The organism is Bradyrhizobium manausense (genome assembly GCF_001440035.1).
Taxonomy (GTDB): domain Bacteria; phylum Pseudomonadota; class Alphaproteobacteria; order Rhizobiales; family Xanthobacteraceae; genus Bradyrhizobium; species Bradyrhizobium manausense.
The window spans coordinates 328597-342305 of sequence record NZ_LJYG01000104.1 but is presented as its reverse complement, the minus strand read 5'-3'; the positions used below and the strand labels follow the sequence as shown (position 1 = coordinate 342305).

Below are 13709 nucleotides of genomic sequence, written 5' to 3'. Positions count from 1 at the left end.
TCCAAACTCAACGGTGCAGCCACATGCGGATCGCAAGCAGCAATTGGTCGGTGTTGACTGGCTTTGCGAGATAATCGGAGGCTCCTGCCTCCAGGCATTTCTCGCGGTCGCCCTTCATCGCCTTCGCTGTCAGCGCGATGATCGGCAGGCGCAGGAAGGCCGGGTTCTCCCGGATCACGCCGATGGTCTGATAGCCATCCATCTGCGGCATCATGATGTCCATCAGCACGATGGCGATCTCCGGGTTGGATTCGACCAGCGCCACCGCCTCGCGCCCGGTGGTCGCCGTCAGCACCTTCATGCCGCGCCGTTCCAGCACGCTCGACAGCGCGAAGATGTTACGGGCGTCGTCGTCGACCAGCAGCGCGGTCTTGCCGATCAGGTCCTCGTCGGAACTGTTGAGCTTCTCCAGCATGCGCTGCTTCTCGACCGGCAGCTCGGTGATCACGCGGTGCAGGAACAGCGCGGTTTCATCCAGCAGACGTTCGGGCGATTCCACGCCCTTGACCACGATGCTGCGCGCCATGGTGTGGAGTTCCGCATCTTCTTCCGCCGACAGCTCGCGGCCGGTGAATACGACGACGGGAACGTTCGACAGCGCCTCGTCGCGCCGGATCTGGTCGAGCACCTCGAAGCCACTCATGTCGGGCAGACGGAGGTCGAGCACCACACAATCGCAAGGGGCCTCGCGAAGCATCGAAAGCGCGCCGGCACCGGTGTCGGTGGTCACGATCTCGATGTCGTCGTGGTGCAGCAGCTCGCGGATCGACAGCTGCTCGGCCTCGTTGTCCTCGACGATCAGGAGCCGTTTGCGTCTGGGACGCGCATATTCCTTGATCTGGGTCAGCGCTGCGGCAACGCCCTCGGTCGTCGTCGGCTTGTTGACGAAGGAGAAGGCGCCGCGTGCCAGCGCATGCTGGCGGTCCTCGTCGAGCGTGATGATCTGCACCGGGATGTGGCGCGTCAGCGGATTGTGCTTGAGCTGGCTCAGCACCGTCCATCCGAGCATGTCGGGCAGGAACACGTCGAGCGAAACGGCGCTCGGTTGATACTGCTTCGCAAGTTCAAGCGCCTCCGCGCCGCGCGCGGCGACCAGAACCTTGAAACCCTTGTCCCGCGCGAGGTCGACCAGAATCCGCGCATAATGCGGGTCGTCCTCCACGATCAGGAGGATGCTGTCGCCGGGCTCGATGTTGAGGCGGTCGTCGGGCAGCTGCTCGATAGCACGCTGTTGCTCCGGCGCGGCCGGCTGCAGCGCAGGCGGCTGGTTGTATTGCTGTGCTGCCGGCGCGCGCGGTGCCTGCGTCGGGCCGGAATATTTCAGCGGCAGATACAGCGTGAAGGTCGAGCCCTTGCCCGGTGAGCTACGCAGGTGGATTTCACCGCCGAGCAGGCTCGCGAGCTCGCGGCTGATGGCAAGGCCAAGACCGGTGCCGCCATATTTGCGGCTGGTGCCGGCGTCCGCCTGCTGGAACGCCTCGAAGATCAGCTTCTGCTTCTCCAGGGGGATGCCGATGCCGGTGTCGGAGACCTCGAAAGCGATCACGGCCGGTGCGGAGTTCAGCACCGGGTGATCGGTGCCCCAGCCGCCGAGCGCGCCGGCGACCTTGAGCCGCACCTCGCCTTCGGCGGTGAACTTGAAGGCATTGGAGAGCAGGTTCTTCAGCACCTGCTGCAGGCGCTTGGAGTCGGTGACGATGCTGCGGGCGAGGTTCGGATCGACGTCGATCTTGAACGACAGGTTGCGGTTCTCCGCCTCGTGCCGGAACGGCCGCCCGACCGTCTCGAGCAGGTTGGCCGTGAGGATTTCCTCGGCATCGACAGTCACCGTACCCGACTCGATCTTGGACAGATCGAGAATGTCGCTGATGAGGTTGAGCAGGTCGGTGCCGGCACCGTGGATGGTGCGGGCGAATTCGACCTGTTTGGGCGAGAGGTTGCCGTCCGGGTTGTCGGTGAGCTGCTGTCCCAGGATCAGGATAGAGTTCAGCGGCGTGCGCAGCTCGTGGCTCATATTGGCCAGGAATTCCGACTTGTACTTCGAGGTCAGCGCGAGCTCGGTCGCCTTTTCCTCGAGCGCGCGGCGGGCCTGCTCGATCTCCTGGTTCTTGCGCTCGACCTCGACGTTGCGCTCGGCGAGCTGCTGCGCCTTCTGCTCGAGCTGGTCGTTGGTCTGCTGCAATTCGCGCTGTTGCGTCTGCAGCTCGCCGGCGAGCTGCTGCGACTGCTTGAGCAGGCCTTCGGTCTGCATCGTCGCTTCGATCGAGTTGAGCACGATGCCGATGGAGTCGGTGAGCTGCTCCAGGAAAGTCATCTGCGAGGTCGTGAAAGAGGTGAGCGAGGCGAGCTCGATCACCGCCTTGACCTGGCCCTCGAACAGCACCGGCAGCACCACGAGGTTCTTCGGTGCGACGCGCAGCAGCGCCGAGTTGATCGGCACCACGTCGGCGGGAATGTCGGAAACCAGGCGTGGACGCCGGTCGACGGCGCACTGGCCGATCAGGCCGTCGCCGAACTGCAGCACGCGCTGATAGGGATAGACGCCATCGCCGGCATAGGAGGCGAGCAGCAGCAGCTGCGGGCTGTCTTCGTTCTCGACCTGGTAGATCACGCCGGTGTGCGCGTTCACCAGCGGCGACAGCTCGGTCAGCAGCAGCCGGCCGACGGTGGCGAGATCGCGCTGGCCCTGCAGCATGTTGGTGAACTTGGCGAGGTTGGTCTTGAGCCAGTCCTGCTCGGTGTTCAGCTCCGTCGTCAGACGGAGGTTGGTGATCATGGTGTTGATGTTGTCCTTCAACTCCGCGACCTCGCCGCGGGCGTCGACCTGGATCGATCGCGTCAGATCGCCCTTGGTCACGGCGGTCGCCACTTCCGCGATCGCGCGCACCTGGGAGGTGAGGTTGGCCGCCAGCAGGTTGACGTTGCCGGTCAGATCCTTCCAGGTGCCGGCCGCGCCGGGCACGTCGGCCTGACCGCCGAGGCGGCCTTCGACGCCGACTTCGCGCGCCACCGACGTCACCTGGTCGGCGAAGGTCGCCAGCGTCTCGGTCATGTTGTTGATGGTGTCGGCCAGCGCCGCAACCTCGCCCTTCGACTTCACGGTGAGGTTCTGCTTGAGGTCGCCGTTGGCGACCGCGGTCACCACCTTGACGATGCCGCGGACCTGCTCGGTCAGGTTTGCCGCCATGAAGTTGACGGTGTCGGTGAGGTCCTTCCACGTGCCGGCGACGCCGGGCACCTGGGCCTGACCGCCGAGCTCGCCCTCGGTGCCGACCTCGCGCGCCACGCGCGTCACTTCGCCGGCAAACGCGTTGAGCTGGTCCACCATTGTGTTGATGGTGTTTTTCAGCTCGAGGATTTCGCCCTTCACGTCCACGGTGATCTTGCGCGACAGGTCGCCGCGCGCCACGGCGGTGGTGACTTCGGCGATGTTGCGGACCTGCGTCGTGAGGTTCGCCGCCAGCAGGTTGACGTTGTCGGTGAGGTCCTTCCAGGTGCCGCCGACGCCGGGCACGACGGCCTGACCGCCGAGCCGGCCTTCGGTGCCGACCTCGCGCGCGACGCGCGTCACTTCAGCGGCGAAGGAGCGGAGCTGCTCCACCATGGTGTTGAGGGTGTCCTTCAGCAGCAGGATCTCGCCGCGGACGTCCACCGTGATCTTCTTGGAAAGGTCGCCGCCGGCGATCGCGGTCGCGACCTCGGCGATGTTGCGCACCTGCGCCGTCAGGTTCGAGGCCATGAAGTTGACGTTGTCGGTGAGGTCCTTCCAGGTGCCGGCAACACCGGGCACCTCCGCCTGGCCGCCGAGCTTGCCTTCGGTGCCGACCTCGCGCGCGACGCGCGTCACTTCGCCGGCGAAGCCGTTGAGCTGGTCCACCATGGTGTTGATGGTGTTCTTCAGCTCGAGGATTTCGCCCTTCACGTCCACGGTGATCTTGCGGGACAAGTCGCCGCGCGCCACGGCCGTGGTCACTTCGGCGATGTTGCGGACCTGGGCGGTGAGGTTGCCCGCCATCGAGTTCACGCTGTCCGTCAGGTCCTTCCAGGTGCCGGCGACGCCGGGCACGTTGGCCTGGCCGCCGAGACGGCCTTCGGTACCGACCTCGCGCGCCACGCGGGTCACCTCGCCCGCGAAGCGGTTGAGCTGGTCGACCATGGTGTTGAGCGTGTCCTTCAGCTGAAGGATTTCGCCGCGCACGTCCACCGTGATCTTGCGCGACAGGTCGCCGCCGGCGATGGCGGTCGCGACCTCGGCGATGTTGCGGACCTGGGCGGTGAGGTTGCCCGCCATCGAGTTGACGTTGTCGGTGAGGTCCTTCCAGGTGCCGGCCACACCAGGCACTTGCGCCTGACCGCCGAGCTTGCCTTCGGTGCCGACCTCGCGCGCGACGCGGGTGACTTCGCCGGCGAAGGCGTTGAGCTGGTCCACCATGGTGTTCAGCGTCTCCTTCAGCTGAAGGATCTCGCCCGACACGTTCACCGTGATCTTCTTCGACAGATCGCCCTTGGCGACCGCGGTCGCGACTTCGGCGATGTTGCGGACCTGGCCGGTCAGGTTCGAGGCCATCGAGTTGACCGAGTCCGTCAGGTCCTTCCAGGTACCGGCGACACCGCGCACCTGGGCCTGGCCGCCGAGCTTGCCTTCGGTACCGACCTCGCGCGCCACGCGCGTCACTTCGCCGGCGAAGGCGTTGAGCTGGTCCACCATGGTGTTGATGGTGTCCTTCAGCTCCAGGATTTCGCCGCGCACGTCCACCGTGATTTTCTTCGACAAGTCGCCGCCGGCGACCGCCGTCGTCACCTCGGCGATGTTGCGGACCTGCGCCGTCAGGTTCGACGCCATCGAGTTGACGCTTTCCGTGAGGTCCTTCCAGGTGCCGGCGACGCCGAGCACGTTGGCCTGGCCGCCGAGCCGGCCTTCGGTGCCGACCTCGCGCGCCACGCGCGTCACTTCGCCGGCGAAGGCGTTGAGCTGGTCGACCATGGTGTTCAGCGTTTCCTTCAGCTGAAGGATCTCGCCCGACACGTTCACCGTGATCTTCTTCGACAAGTCGCCGCCGGCGATGGCGGTGGCGACGTCGGCGATGTTGCGGACCTGAGCGGTCAGGTTCGACGCCATGAAGTTGACGTTGTCGGTGAGGTCCTTCCAGGTGCCGGCCACACCGGGCACCTGGGCCTGGCCGCCGAGCTTGCCTTCGGTGCCGACCTCGCGCGCCACGCGGGTCACTTCGGAAGCGAACGAGTTGAGCTGGTCCACCATGGTGTTGATGGTGTCCTTCAGCTCCAGGATTTCGCCGCGCACGTCCACGGTGATCTTGCGCGACAAGTCGCCGCGCGCCACGGCGGTCGTCACGTTGGCGATGTTGCGGACCTGTGCGGTGAGGTTGCCGCACATCGCGTTGACGGAGTCGGTCAAGTCCTTCCAGGTGCCGGCAACGCCGGGCACGATGGCCTGGCCGCCGAGCTTGCCGTCGGTGCCGACTTCGCGCGCCACGCGCGTCACTTCCGAGGCGAAGGAGCGCAGCTGGTCGACCATCGTGTTGATGGCTTCCTTGAGCTGAAGGATCTCGCCGCGGACGTCGACGGTGATCTTTTTCGACAGGTCGCCGTTGGCGACCGCGATCGTCACCTCGGCGATGTTGCGAACCTGGTTGGTCAGGTTGTTCGCCATCGAGTTGACGCTCTCGGTCAGGTCCTTCCAGACGCCGGTCACCTCAGGCACCTGGGCCTGGCCGCCGAGCTTGCCTTCGGTGCCGACCTCGCGCGCGACGCGCGTCACCTCGGAGGTGAACACGCCGAGCTGCTTGATCATCGTGTTGACAATGGTCGCCGATTGCAGGAATTCGCCGCGCAGGGGGCGGCCATCGACGTCGAGCTTGACCGTCTGAAGCAGGTCGCCCTGCGCCACGGCCGCCACGGCGCGCGTCACCTCGCGCGTCGGCCAGAGCAGATCGTCGATCAAGGTGTTGACGGACCCTTCCATGTCGGCCCAGGAGCCGGAGGCGAGGCCGAACTTGACGCGCTGGCGCGTCTTGCCTTCGCGTCCGACCACCTGGCCGACCAGCTCGAGCTGCTGCGCCATGCGCTGGTTGGCTGCGATGATTTCGTTAAGAGTGTCGGCGATCTTGCCGTCGATGCCGAGATAGTCGCCGCTCATGCGCACGGAGAAATCGCCGCTGCGCATGGCCTGGAGCGCGAGCAGCAATTCCTGCCGAGCATCCGGCTCTGAGGTGCCATTGGGTTTGGGTTTTGGAACGCGACGACCGGAGCGTGATGCAGTTCCGGGATCGAGGTCGCTCATATTGATTCCCCCGCAAGCGTCCGCCGAATCCTATGGCGTGACGCGCCTGATCAAACTTAGAGCGTCAGCCAAATTCGAAATCAAGCGCCAAGGTAGCGACGCCGCATTGGAACCTGCCGTGCTCAGCCCGACGAAGCTAACGGCGAAGAGTATCGAGAGTTCCATCCGATTAGCTAAAAGTTCTTCGACCCTTAAGGGGGGCGGGCGATGTTCCGGTTTCGAAACCCAGGGCCCTGGCTTTAGGAACGCCGGGACAGGTCCTGAGGTTAGCCTGCAAAAGAGGGAGAGCGCATATGAAAGCGGGATTGAGCGTCCTCATCGCCGCATTATTCGCAACGGGATCTGCGCTGGCGCAGGCTGGCGCGCCCAGCGGGCGCGGGGCCGTAACAGGAGATCCAGCCGCCAGCTCCGCCACGCCGCAGGCGGATTCGCAGACCACGGGGACCGCCACCAGGACGAACCCCAGTGGCAGCGGCACCTCGACCTCGGGCGGCAAGGACGCCAATGGCGACGCCGGGCGGGACAACATGCCCGACAGCGATCGCACGGTGCGTCCGATGGATCAGCAACCTCATCCGCACGACAAGTAAGGCACTACTTGTCGGCCATGGTGCGCTCGGCGTCCTTCAACTGGGCGCGCAGCAGGGGAAGGTGCTCCCGTGCAAAGGCTGCGAGCGCGGGATTGTCAGGCGTCCTCAGATAGCGCTCGAGCAGGGCGATCGCGGACTCGTATTCGGGGATCTGGGCGGCATAGAAAGTTCTGACATAGGCCGGCCCCTCGGCATCATCGGGTTTTGCGAGGCTGATGCCGGTTGATGTCGCCTTGCTCAGGCGCGGCTCGGCGCCGATCGCGTCCTGAATCTCCTTCAGCGTTTTGTCGCGCTTGGCCGCCTCCTCGGCGCGAAGTGCGGCGAGGTTCTTGACTTCCGCATTGCCCTTGAGGTCGGTACTCTCCAACAGGCCCTGCTGGAATTGGCTGAAACTGTAGAGGCCACTGATGAGCTCGGTGGCGTCAGGCACACGATCTCCGCGCATTTGCTCGCCGGTGCTGTCGGCAACGGCCGCGGTGCTGATGAAGGCCAGGATGATCGCGACAAATATCCGCATGATCATTCAATGACCTGTAACCTGCAAAGTTCCGGCGGTGGTTACGATCCCGTTAGAGCATGATCCGGAAAAGTGTGCAGCGGTTTTCCGAAAAGATCATGCTCAAACAATAACCTAACGCGCGATGAGGGATTCATCCTGATCCCATCGCGCTTCAGGCGGTTGCGGGCGCCGGGTTCCGTACCCACGTCTAAGGCATGAAACAGTCTGATATCTTCAGGGACAACGCAGAGAACTGCCTGCAATTGGCCGAGCGCTCGGAAGGGCGGCCCGCCTATAACAGATACTCGCGCATGGCGGATGCCTGGACGGCTTTGGCGAAAGAGCAGGACTGGCTCGACGGCGAAGTCCCACCCATCAAGGTCAGCGTCGTGCAAAGCCAGGGCGTCTGAAGCCAAGGCCGTCTGACGGCTGCCTTTGTCGTGGATCTGCGTGTGAGGCGGCTCACGGAATGAGCTGCAGAAATCAACGATCATGCTGGAATAGTCGGTCGCATTGATTTTTCGATTCCAGAAGGAGGTTCTTGCGATGGCTCCGCGTCTGGCACTTCTCTCACTCATTCTCGCATTTGGCGTCTCCGTCGCGTTTGCGACGGTGACGACGATCCGGCAGGTCCATCAGGAAAACGCATCCGTGGCGGTGCACGCGGCGCACAGCTAGCACTGCTTCCTCTCGCGCTTGTAGGAACATTCGGTGCATGGAGGCGTAAGCGCTTCGAAGCATCGGAAGAAGCGAGAGGATCTCATGGCACATTCCGACCACGGCATCGTCAAGGACAAGCGCGGGGAGGATCAGCCGCGCGACAAGCACCGCGCGCAGACCGTGCACAAGACAAACGAAACCGGCTCGCCATCGCGCGAGGCGACGCGCGATCCCAAGCTCAACGACGACAGCAAGACGCCGGGCTCAGGCATGACGCCGGATGATTCCGGCGCTGCTCCGAGCGGCTAATTTTTCACGAGGAACGAATCGTCCTGCGAAGAGTCGAGTGATTGCTTCCGGTGACATGCCCCCGGTGCTCCGGAAGCAATCTCCAAGGACGGCCCTGGCACCCCCCGTGCCGGGGTCGTTTGCTGTGAGGCCGTGATCAGCCCTGGGTGCCGTTTTCGGGATCGTTCTGAGTGTGCCCCTCCGGTCCGCGCCCGAATACGCCGAAGCTGCTCGACTTGACCCCGGGTATTGCATCAACGCCAACGGCGGCCAGTCCCGATTTGAGAAGTTCGCGGACCGCTGCCGCACGCGTCGGCATGCGGTGCTTGAACCGGAAATCGTCAACCGCGGCCAGCTCTTCCGGAGAAAGCATGACCTGGAGACGCTCGGCGCGAAGGTCATTCATGGTCGATCACACAAAGTGAGTAAGTTGAGTAGTTTGTTCAACGGGCGAGATCGGCGCGGGTTCCACAAGAGTCGTCAAACCCTCCAAATGAGTAAAAATACTCAATAAAATCAATAAGTTAATATTGAAACGAGTCGGGCTTTGGCGCATTCTCCTGTCAAGGGAGATGGGCCATGACAGATGAAGTCAGGTTACCCCGCAAGCTTTCCGATGAGCCCGAAGGACCAAAGCCGGTGCGTCCGAGCCACCAGAAGGTCATCGAGCAGATCGAGCGCTGGGCCAACAGCCCGGGCCTGCAACCCCCAAGGAAACCTCCAAGGAAACCCCCAAGGACAGATGATGCGAAAACGATCTGAGCCCCATACGTTCGAACAGCGTCTCCATGAGCAGAGGCTTCGGCTTGAGGATGAGCTGGCGCACCTGCCGGACGGTGGTCAGCGCGATGCCCTCGCGGCCCGTATCGATCAGTTGAAAACGGCAGCCGAGATGTACGATTTCCTCAAGTTGGGGGAAGCGGCAGCGGCTGCTCGCTGATCGCCCTCAGCGTTCAGTCTGCGTGACGTGAGGTGATGCGAAGCTTTCGCCTCAGCCACCACGCCGCCACAGAGACGGCAGCCCAAACCAGGATAGAAGCCGCGAATGCCCCGATCACGCTCGCCGTGACCAGGGCGTGGAAGGTCGCGGCAAACGCCGCAAGACCAATGCTTCCGAGGCCAGCCCCCGCAGCATCGAGAGCCGCAGCCTGCTGCCCGCGTCGCCGTCCGGCAAGACCGGCCTTTTCCTTGGCGCGGCGCTCGTGGCTCTCGATCAGGGTCGCGCTGGCGCAGAAGATGGCTGGGAGCGCGAGGAAGAGCCCGCCGATGGTGGCGCCAAAGCGTGCGCTGACGAGGCCGGTGAAAACGGTCGCCAATCCGCCGAGCACGAAGCGAATGCCGTACTCGTACCAGCGTGTTTGCTTCAGAGCCGATGATGACAGCTTGACAAGCATCACATGGTCCCTCCGAAGCCCGCGAGCAGGCCGAAGGCGACCGCAAGCCAGACGACGGAGGCGCTGAGAGTGGCAGCGAGCGCCCGGAAGCGAAACCTCATCAGAAGCTGGCAAACCGCGATGCTGAAGCAGGCGAGGGCTGCTGCGCCATAGATCATGGTCCAGCTTTCCGCCGCAGCATATTGCGGGCCGTGCTGAACGACGGCGATGCTGAGCGTTGCCAGCGCCACCGACGGCGCCGCCGCGAGCAGCCCGGCGAAACTCTTGGGTCGCAACATGTCGCCGAGAATCGCGAAGGCCGATACGATCGCGCCCCCGGCGATGAAGCGGAGGAGATACTCAGTCATCGCCGTGTCCGGGCACGCTGCGCGACCGGCCGAGCGTAAGGGGCCGTAACACGCGTTCGACGGCGATGCCCAAGGTAAAACCGGCCAGCACATCGCTTACCCAATGCGCAAGCAGGACGACGCGCGTCAGCGAAAGACCCACGGCGAGAGCGCGAACCATGCGCCGCCGCCCGGACGGAAGCAGGTCAGCGGCGGAGGCGAGGGCGCCCATGTGAACGGCGTGGCCGGATGGAAATGCGTCTCGCCGGCGCCCTGATAAGGGAACGCCACGGCAATGGCCGAGTGCCGTCAGCCGATCCGGTCGTGTTTGATCGAACATGGACTTCAGGACATGCGGTAGCGCGGCCGTTACCAGGGACACCAGCAAGATGTGATTTGCGGTAGGACGTTGCCTGGGCGCGCGCAGCTGGGCGTAGACCCATCCAGCCGCAGCAAGCCCTAACAGGATGTGCTCGTCGGCTCCCCAGGTCAGCGCCTGGGCTACATGCTCCACTTCCGAGTTGGTGTGGCTTGCGATCTGGTCGGCGATTGCATTATCGACGCGTGTTGGTTCTACAGTGAAGAGGGCCATCGATCCGTTATGAACGAGCTAATCATCATGACAGTTGCGTTACGCTCGTGTGACAACGGATATTCCTGCCCGACGGTTCCTTCACGGCTGGCCCGATCCACCCGCGGAGCCATAGACCTGGCCGGTCGCGTAACTCGCATCGGCCGCGGCAAGCTGCACGTAGATCGAAGCCAGCTCGGCGGGTTGGCCGGGGCGGCCAAGCGGCGTCATGCCGCCGAACTTTTCCAGCTTCTCCATCGTCGCGCCGCCGGAGACCTGGAGCGGCGTCCAGATCGGTCCCGGCGCAACGCCGTTGACGCGAATGCCCTTCGAGGCGAGCTGCTTGGCCAGGGACTTCACATAGCTCATCGTCGCGGCCTTGGTCTGCGCGTAGTCGTAGAGATCCGGCGAGGGATCGTAGGCCTGCTCGGATGTCGTGCCGATGATGCAGGAGCCGGGCTTGAGATGCGGCAGCGCCGCCTTGATGATCCAGAACGGCGCGTAGATGTTGGTTTTCATGGTCGCGTCGAAATCCTCCGACGAGACGTCGAGGATGGAGGCGCGCGTCTGCTGCCGGGCGGCGTTGTTGACGATGATGTCGAGCCCGCCGAGGCCCTGGACGGCCTCGTCCACCAGCTTCTTGCAGAAAGCTTCGTCCTTGAGATCGCCGGGAATGGCGAGGCCGTTGCGACCTTCCTTCTTGATCAATGCGATCACCTCCTGCGCGTCCGGCTCCTCCGCGGGCAGATAGTTGATGGCGACGTCGGCGCCTTCGCGCGCATAGGCGATCGCGGCCGCCCGGCCCATGCCGGAATCGCCGCCGGTGATCAGCGCCTTGCGGCCCTTGAGGCGGCCGGAGCCTTTGTAGCTGCTCTCACCGTGATCCGGCCGCGGCTCCATCTTGCCGGCGAGGCCGGGCCAGGGTTGCGATTGCTTCTTGAAGGGCGGCTTGGGATAGCGGGTGACGGGATCGATCAGGTGTTGCTCGGCCATGTCAGCGTTTCCTTGCGCGGTCGACGACGCCAGCGAAGCCGCAGCGAGCGTGGCGCTCGCCGCGCGGACGACGTGCCGGCGGGACACTGAAGTCTTGTCTTGATGTGCCATGAGGGCCTCCACATTCGCGATCTCAATGCGCGGAGGCTGGCATCGTTGCAGAACGATGGACGCCGGAGGCCACCGGCGTCCTCACGAAGGCTTCTACTTCGACTGCCCAACGCTCGGTGCTTTGCCGAGCTCCTTGGCCATGTCGAGGTGGTGCCTGAGCACGGGCAGCGTTTTACCCGCCCAATCCTTCAGCTCGGAATTGTCGCCGCCCTTGGCGTAACGCTCAAAAAGGGAGACCGCGTCCTCGTGGGCGCTGACCTGGTAGGAGTTGTAGTCCGTGCTGAAATCCTTGCCCGAGGCACTCTTGAGCTTGTCGAGCTTGCTCTGGTGCGAGCTGTCGAGCGCGGTCGGCAACGTCGCCTGGACCTTGCCGTTGCCGACGAGGCCCTTCAGCTCGCTGCTGGTCTTGGTGTGGTCGGTGACCATTTGCTGCGCAAAGCTCTTCTCCTGCGCGTTGCCTTTCTGCTCGGCGAGCTTGCTCGACTCGATCTCGAACATGTCGCTGATGGCGACCTCCTTGACGAAATCGGCGGTCGCAGGCGCGACGCCGAGCGCCGAATTGACACCGGTCTTCTCGCCAAGCGACTGGGCGAGAGCTGGGCCTGCAAGCAGCACGCAGGCAATGGCGATGACGGTACGTTTCATGGTCCGGTCCCTCTGATGAGCGGCGCGGCACTTGCCCCGCCGGTCTTTCCGGCGATCAACACGGCTTCGGGACCGAGGTTCCTAATCCGTGGGGTGACGGCCGGTGCGGGGATTGATCGGATCGGTCGGCTTCCGCCGCAGCCGCTCGGGCAGGAACGGCTCGGACGGCGAGGCCGACGGTTCGGCTCGCACGTCGGCATGACGCTGCGCCCGCTCGTGCGGCGTCTGGTTGGTGTTGATCTGACGCTTCACGTCGACGCCGTGGACGGGATCGTTGACGCCATGCTGAATGTCACGAAAGTCGCTCATGGTTCACCTCATTCCTTTCCAGGCAGGATCGATTCAAGCACCTGCCGCGCCGCGCCCTTGATCACGCTGCTCTCGTTGGGATCGCCCTTCATCAAGGCGAGCGAGAAGTTCTTCGCCTGCTGCAAGGTGATGTGCGGTGGCAGCGGCGGCACCTCGGGATCGGTCTTCACCTCCAGGACCACGGGCTTCTCGCTTGCCAGCGCCTGTTCCCAGGCCGAGCCGAGCAGCTGCGGGCTGTCGACGAAGATGCCGGTGAGGCCGATCATCTCGGCGAAGCGCGAATAGGGCACGTCGGGGATGCGCTGGGAGGCCTCGAATTTGGGGTCGCCATTGATGATGCGCTGCTCCCAGGTGACCTGGTTGAGGTCCTCGTTGTTGAAGACGCAGACGACCAAGCGCGGATCGCGCCAGGATCGCCAGTATTTGGCGGCCGTGATCAATTCGGCCATGTTGTTCATCTGCATGGCGCCGTCGCCGACCAATGCGATCACGGGGCGGTCAGGATGGGCATATTTCGCCGCCAGCGCATAAGGCACGGCGGCGCCCATCGAGGCGAGGCCGCCGGAGAGCGAGGCCATCATGCCGCGTCGTATTTTCAGATCGCGCGCAAACCAGTTGGCGCAGGAGCCGGAATCGCTGGTGATGATGGCGTTCTCGGGCAGGCGCGGCGACAATTCCCAGGCAACGAGCTGCGGATTGATCGGCGCGGCGGGCTGATGCGCCCGGTCGTCCAGCGTTGTCCACCATTTGGCGACGTCATCCGCGATCGACTGCCGCCAGGCGCCGTCGCTCTTGGGAGCGAGCCGCGGCAGCAGGCTCCGCAACGTCTCGGCCGCATCGCCGACCAGGCTGACCTCCATGGGGAAACGGATCGACGTCATGCCGGCGTCGATGTCGATCTGCACGCCGCGCGCGGCGCTTTCCTTGGGAAGGAATTCCGCGTAAGGGAACGCGGAGCCGACCATCAGCAGCGTGTCGCATTCCATCATCATGTTGTAGCTCGGCTCGGTGCCGAGCAGGCC

15 protein-coding genes are annotated in these 13709 nt (G+C 64.2%); 5 read left to right on the top strand and 10 right to left on the bottom strand.

The window, feature by feature from the left end; all coding sequences use genetic code 11:
- Positions 1–7: 7 nt before the first annotated feature.
- Positions 8–6301, bottom strand: coding sequence for a HAMP domain-containing protein (locus tag AOQ71_RS28660; protein ID WP_057753702.1), 6294 nt, complete (start codon positions 6299–6301; stop codon positions 8–10).
- A gap of 293 nt (positions 6302–6594) precedes the next feature.
- Here AOQ71_RS28660 and AOQ71_RS28655 point away from each other — a divergent pair, with 293 nt between their 5' ends.
- Positions 6595–6891, top strand: coding sequence for a hypothetical protein (locus AOQ71_RS28655; protein ID WP_057753699.1), 297 nt, complete (start codon positions 6595–6597; stop codon positions 6889–6891).
- Between the two features lie 4 nt (positions 6892–6895).
- Here AOQ71_RS28655 and AOQ71_RS28650 read toward each other — a convergent pair whose 3' ends face one another.
- The gene (locus AOQ71_RS28650) at positions 6896–7408 is read right to left on the bottom strand and encodes a DUF4142 domain-containing protein (protein WP_057753891.1); all 513 of its coding nucleotides are present in this window, start codon (positions 7406–7408) and stop codon (positions 6896–6898) included.
- A gap of 197 nt (positions 7409–7605) precedes the next feature.
- Here AOQ71_RS28650 and AOQ71_RS28645 point away from each other — a divergent pair, with 197 nt between their 5' ends.
- The 3 genes from AOQ71_RS28645 to AOQ71_RS28640 all read left to right on the top strand — a co-directional run bounded on the left by AOQ71_RS28645 (position 7606) and on the right by AOQ71_RS28640 (position 8359).
- Positions 7606–7800 (top strand): hypothetical protein, encoded by a 195-nt coding sequence (locus AOQ71_RS28645; RefSeq protein ID WP_057753697.1) that lies wholly within the window; start codon positions 7606–7608, stop codon positions 7798–7800.
- Between the two features lie 136 nt (positions 7801–7936).
- Complete coding sequence (locus AOQ71_RS49800) at positions 7937–8068, top strand: hypothetical protein (protein WP_271597155.1); 132 nt, start codon at positions 7937–7939, stop codon at positions 8066–8068.
- Positions 8069–8152: 84 nt separating this feature from the next.
- Entirely contained in the window at positions 8153–8359 is a 207-nt protein-coding gene (locus AOQ71_RS28640) for a hypothetical protein (RefSeq protein ID WP_057753694.1), read from the top strand.
- 136 nt (positions 8360–8495) lie between these two features.
- Here the strand turns inward: AOQ71_RS28640 and AOQ71_RS28635 are convergent, their stop codons facing one another.
- Complete coding sequence (locus tag AOQ71_RS28635; protein WP_057753691.1) at positions 8496–8744, bottom strand: hypothetical protein; 249 nt, start codon at positions 8742–8744, stop codon at positions 8496–8498.
- Between the two features lie 173 nt (positions 8745–8917).
- Here AOQ71_RS28635 and AOQ71_RS43970 point away from each other — a divergent pair, with 173 nt between their 5' ends.
- A complete protein-coding gene (locus tag AOQ71_RS43970; RefSeq protein ID WP_083514546.1) occupies positions 8918–9100 on the top strand; it encodes a hypothetical protein in 183 nt (60 codons plus the stop codon).
- A gap of 191 nt (positions 9101–9291) precedes the next feature.
- Here AOQ71_RS43970 and AOQ71_RS28625 read toward each other — a convergent pair whose 3' ends face one another.
- From AOQ71_RS28625 to AOQ71_RS48750, 7 genes are all read right to left on the bottom strand, one after another.
- The gene (locus AOQ71_RS28625) at positions 9292–9732 is read right to left on the bottom strand and encodes a DUF3147 family protein (protein ID WP_057753688.1); all 441 of its coding nucleotides are present in this window, start codon (positions 9730–9732) and stop codon (positions 9292–9294) included.
- The gene (locus AOQ71_RS28620) at positions 9732–10079 is read right to left on the bottom strand and encodes a DUF3147 family protein (protein WP_057753685.1); all 348 of its coding nucleotides are present in this window, start codon (positions 10077–10079) and stop codon (positions 9732–9734) included. The genes AOQ71_RS28625 and AOQ71_RS28620 overlap by 1 nt, the downstream gene beginning before the upstream one ends.
- Positions 10072–10650: a phosphatase PAP2 family protein gene (locus tag AOQ71_RS28615; RefSeq protein WP_057753682.1), complete on the bottom strand. Its 579-nt coding sequence runs from the start codon at positions 10648–10650 to the stop codon at positions 10072–10074. Before AOQ71_RS28615 ends, AOQ71_RS28620 begins: the two co-directional genes overlap by 8 nt.
- A gap of 81 nt (positions 10651–10731) precedes the next feature.
- Positions 10732–11622, bottom strand: a complete 891-nt coding sequence (locus tag AOQ71_RS28610; protein ID WP_205668269.1) for an SDR family oxidoreductase — start codon at positions 11620–11622, stop codon at positions 10732–10734.
- A gap of 204 nt (positions 11623–11826) precedes the next feature.
- On the bottom strand, positions 11827–12378 hold the full coding sequence (locus tag AOQ71_RS28605) for a DUF4142 domain-containing protein (protein WP_057753676.1): 552 nt from the start codon (positions 12376–12378) through the stop codon (positions 11827–11829).
- A gap of 81 nt (positions 12379–12459) precedes the next feature.
- Positions 12460–12687 (bottom strand): hypothetical protein, encoded by a 228-nt coding sequence (locus tag AOQ71_RS28600; RefSeq protein ID WP_057753673.1) that lies wholly within the window; start codon positions 12685–12687, stop codon positions 12460–12462.
- Between the two features lie 8 nt (positions 12688–12695).
- On the bottom strand, positions 12696–13709 hold a 1014-nt coding region (locus AOQ71_RS48750; RefSeq protein ID WP_245317198.1), incomplete at its 5' end, for a thiamine pyrophosphate-dependent enzyme.

What these genes read in the sequence shown, in the direction of transcription:
- AOQ71_RS28660 (WP_057753702.1), bottom strand. Translation starts at nt 6,301, where the DNA reads ATGAGCGACCTCGATCCCGGAACTGCATCACGCTCCGGTCGTCGCGTT.
- AOQ71_RS28655 (WP_057753699.1), top strand. Translation starts at nt 6,595, where the DNA reads ATGAAAGCGGGATTGAGCGTCCTCATCGCCGCATTATTCGCAACGGGA.
- AOQ71_RS28650 (WP_057753891.1), bottom strand. Translation starts at nt 7,408, where the DNA reads ATGCGGATATTTGTCGCGATCATCCTGGCCTTCATCAGCACCGCGGCC.
- AOQ71_RS28645 (WP_057753697.1), top strand. Translation starts at nt 7,606, where the DNA reads ATGAAACAGTCTGATATCTTCAGGGACAACGCAGAGAACTGCCTGCAA.
- AOQ71_RS49800 (WP_271597155.1), top strand. Translation starts at nt 7,937, where the DNA reads ATGGCTCCGCGTCTGGCACTTCTCTCACTCATTCTCGCATTTGGCGTC.
- AOQ71_RS28640 (WP_057753694.1), top strand. Translation starts at nt 8,153, where the DNA reads ATGGCACATTCCGACCACGGCATCGTCAAGGACAAGCGCGGGGAGGAT.
- AOQ71_RS28635 (WP_057753691.1), bottom strand. Translation starts at nt 8,744, where the DNA reads ATGAATGACCTTCGCGCCGAGCGTCTCCAGGTCATGCTTTCTCCGGAA.
- AOQ71_RS43970 (WP_083514546.1), top strand. Translation starts at nt 8,918, where the DNA reads ATGACAGATGAAGTCAGGTTACCCCGCAAGCTTTCCGATGAGCCCGAA.
- AOQ71_RS28625 (WP_057753688.1), bottom strand. Translation starts at nt 9,732, where the DNA reads ATGCTTGTCAAGCTGTCATCATCGGCTCTGAAGCAAACACGCTGGTAC.
- AOQ71_RS28620 (WP_057753685.1), bottom strand. Translation starts at nt 10,079, where the DNA reads ATGACTGAGTATCTCCTCCGCTTCATCGCCGGGGGCGCGATCGTATCG.
- AOQ71_RS28615 (WP_057753682.1), bottom strand. Translation starts at nt 10,650, where the DNA reads ATGGCCCTCTTCACTGTAGAACCAACACGCGTCGATAATGCAATCGCC.
- AOQ71_RS28610 (WP_205668269.1), bottom strand. Translation starts at nt 11,622, where the DNA reads ATGGCCGAGCAACACCTGATCGATCCCGTCACCCGCTATCCCAAGCCG.
- AOQ71_RS28605 (WP_057753676.1), bottom strand. Translation starts at nt 12,378, where the DNA reads ATGAAACGTACCGTCATCGCCATTGCCTGCGTGCTGCTTGCAGGCCCA.
- AOQ71_RS28600 (WP_057753673.1), bottom strand. Translation starts at nt 12,687, where the DNA reads ATGAGCGACTTTCGTGACATTCAGCATGGCGTCAACGATCCCGTCCAC.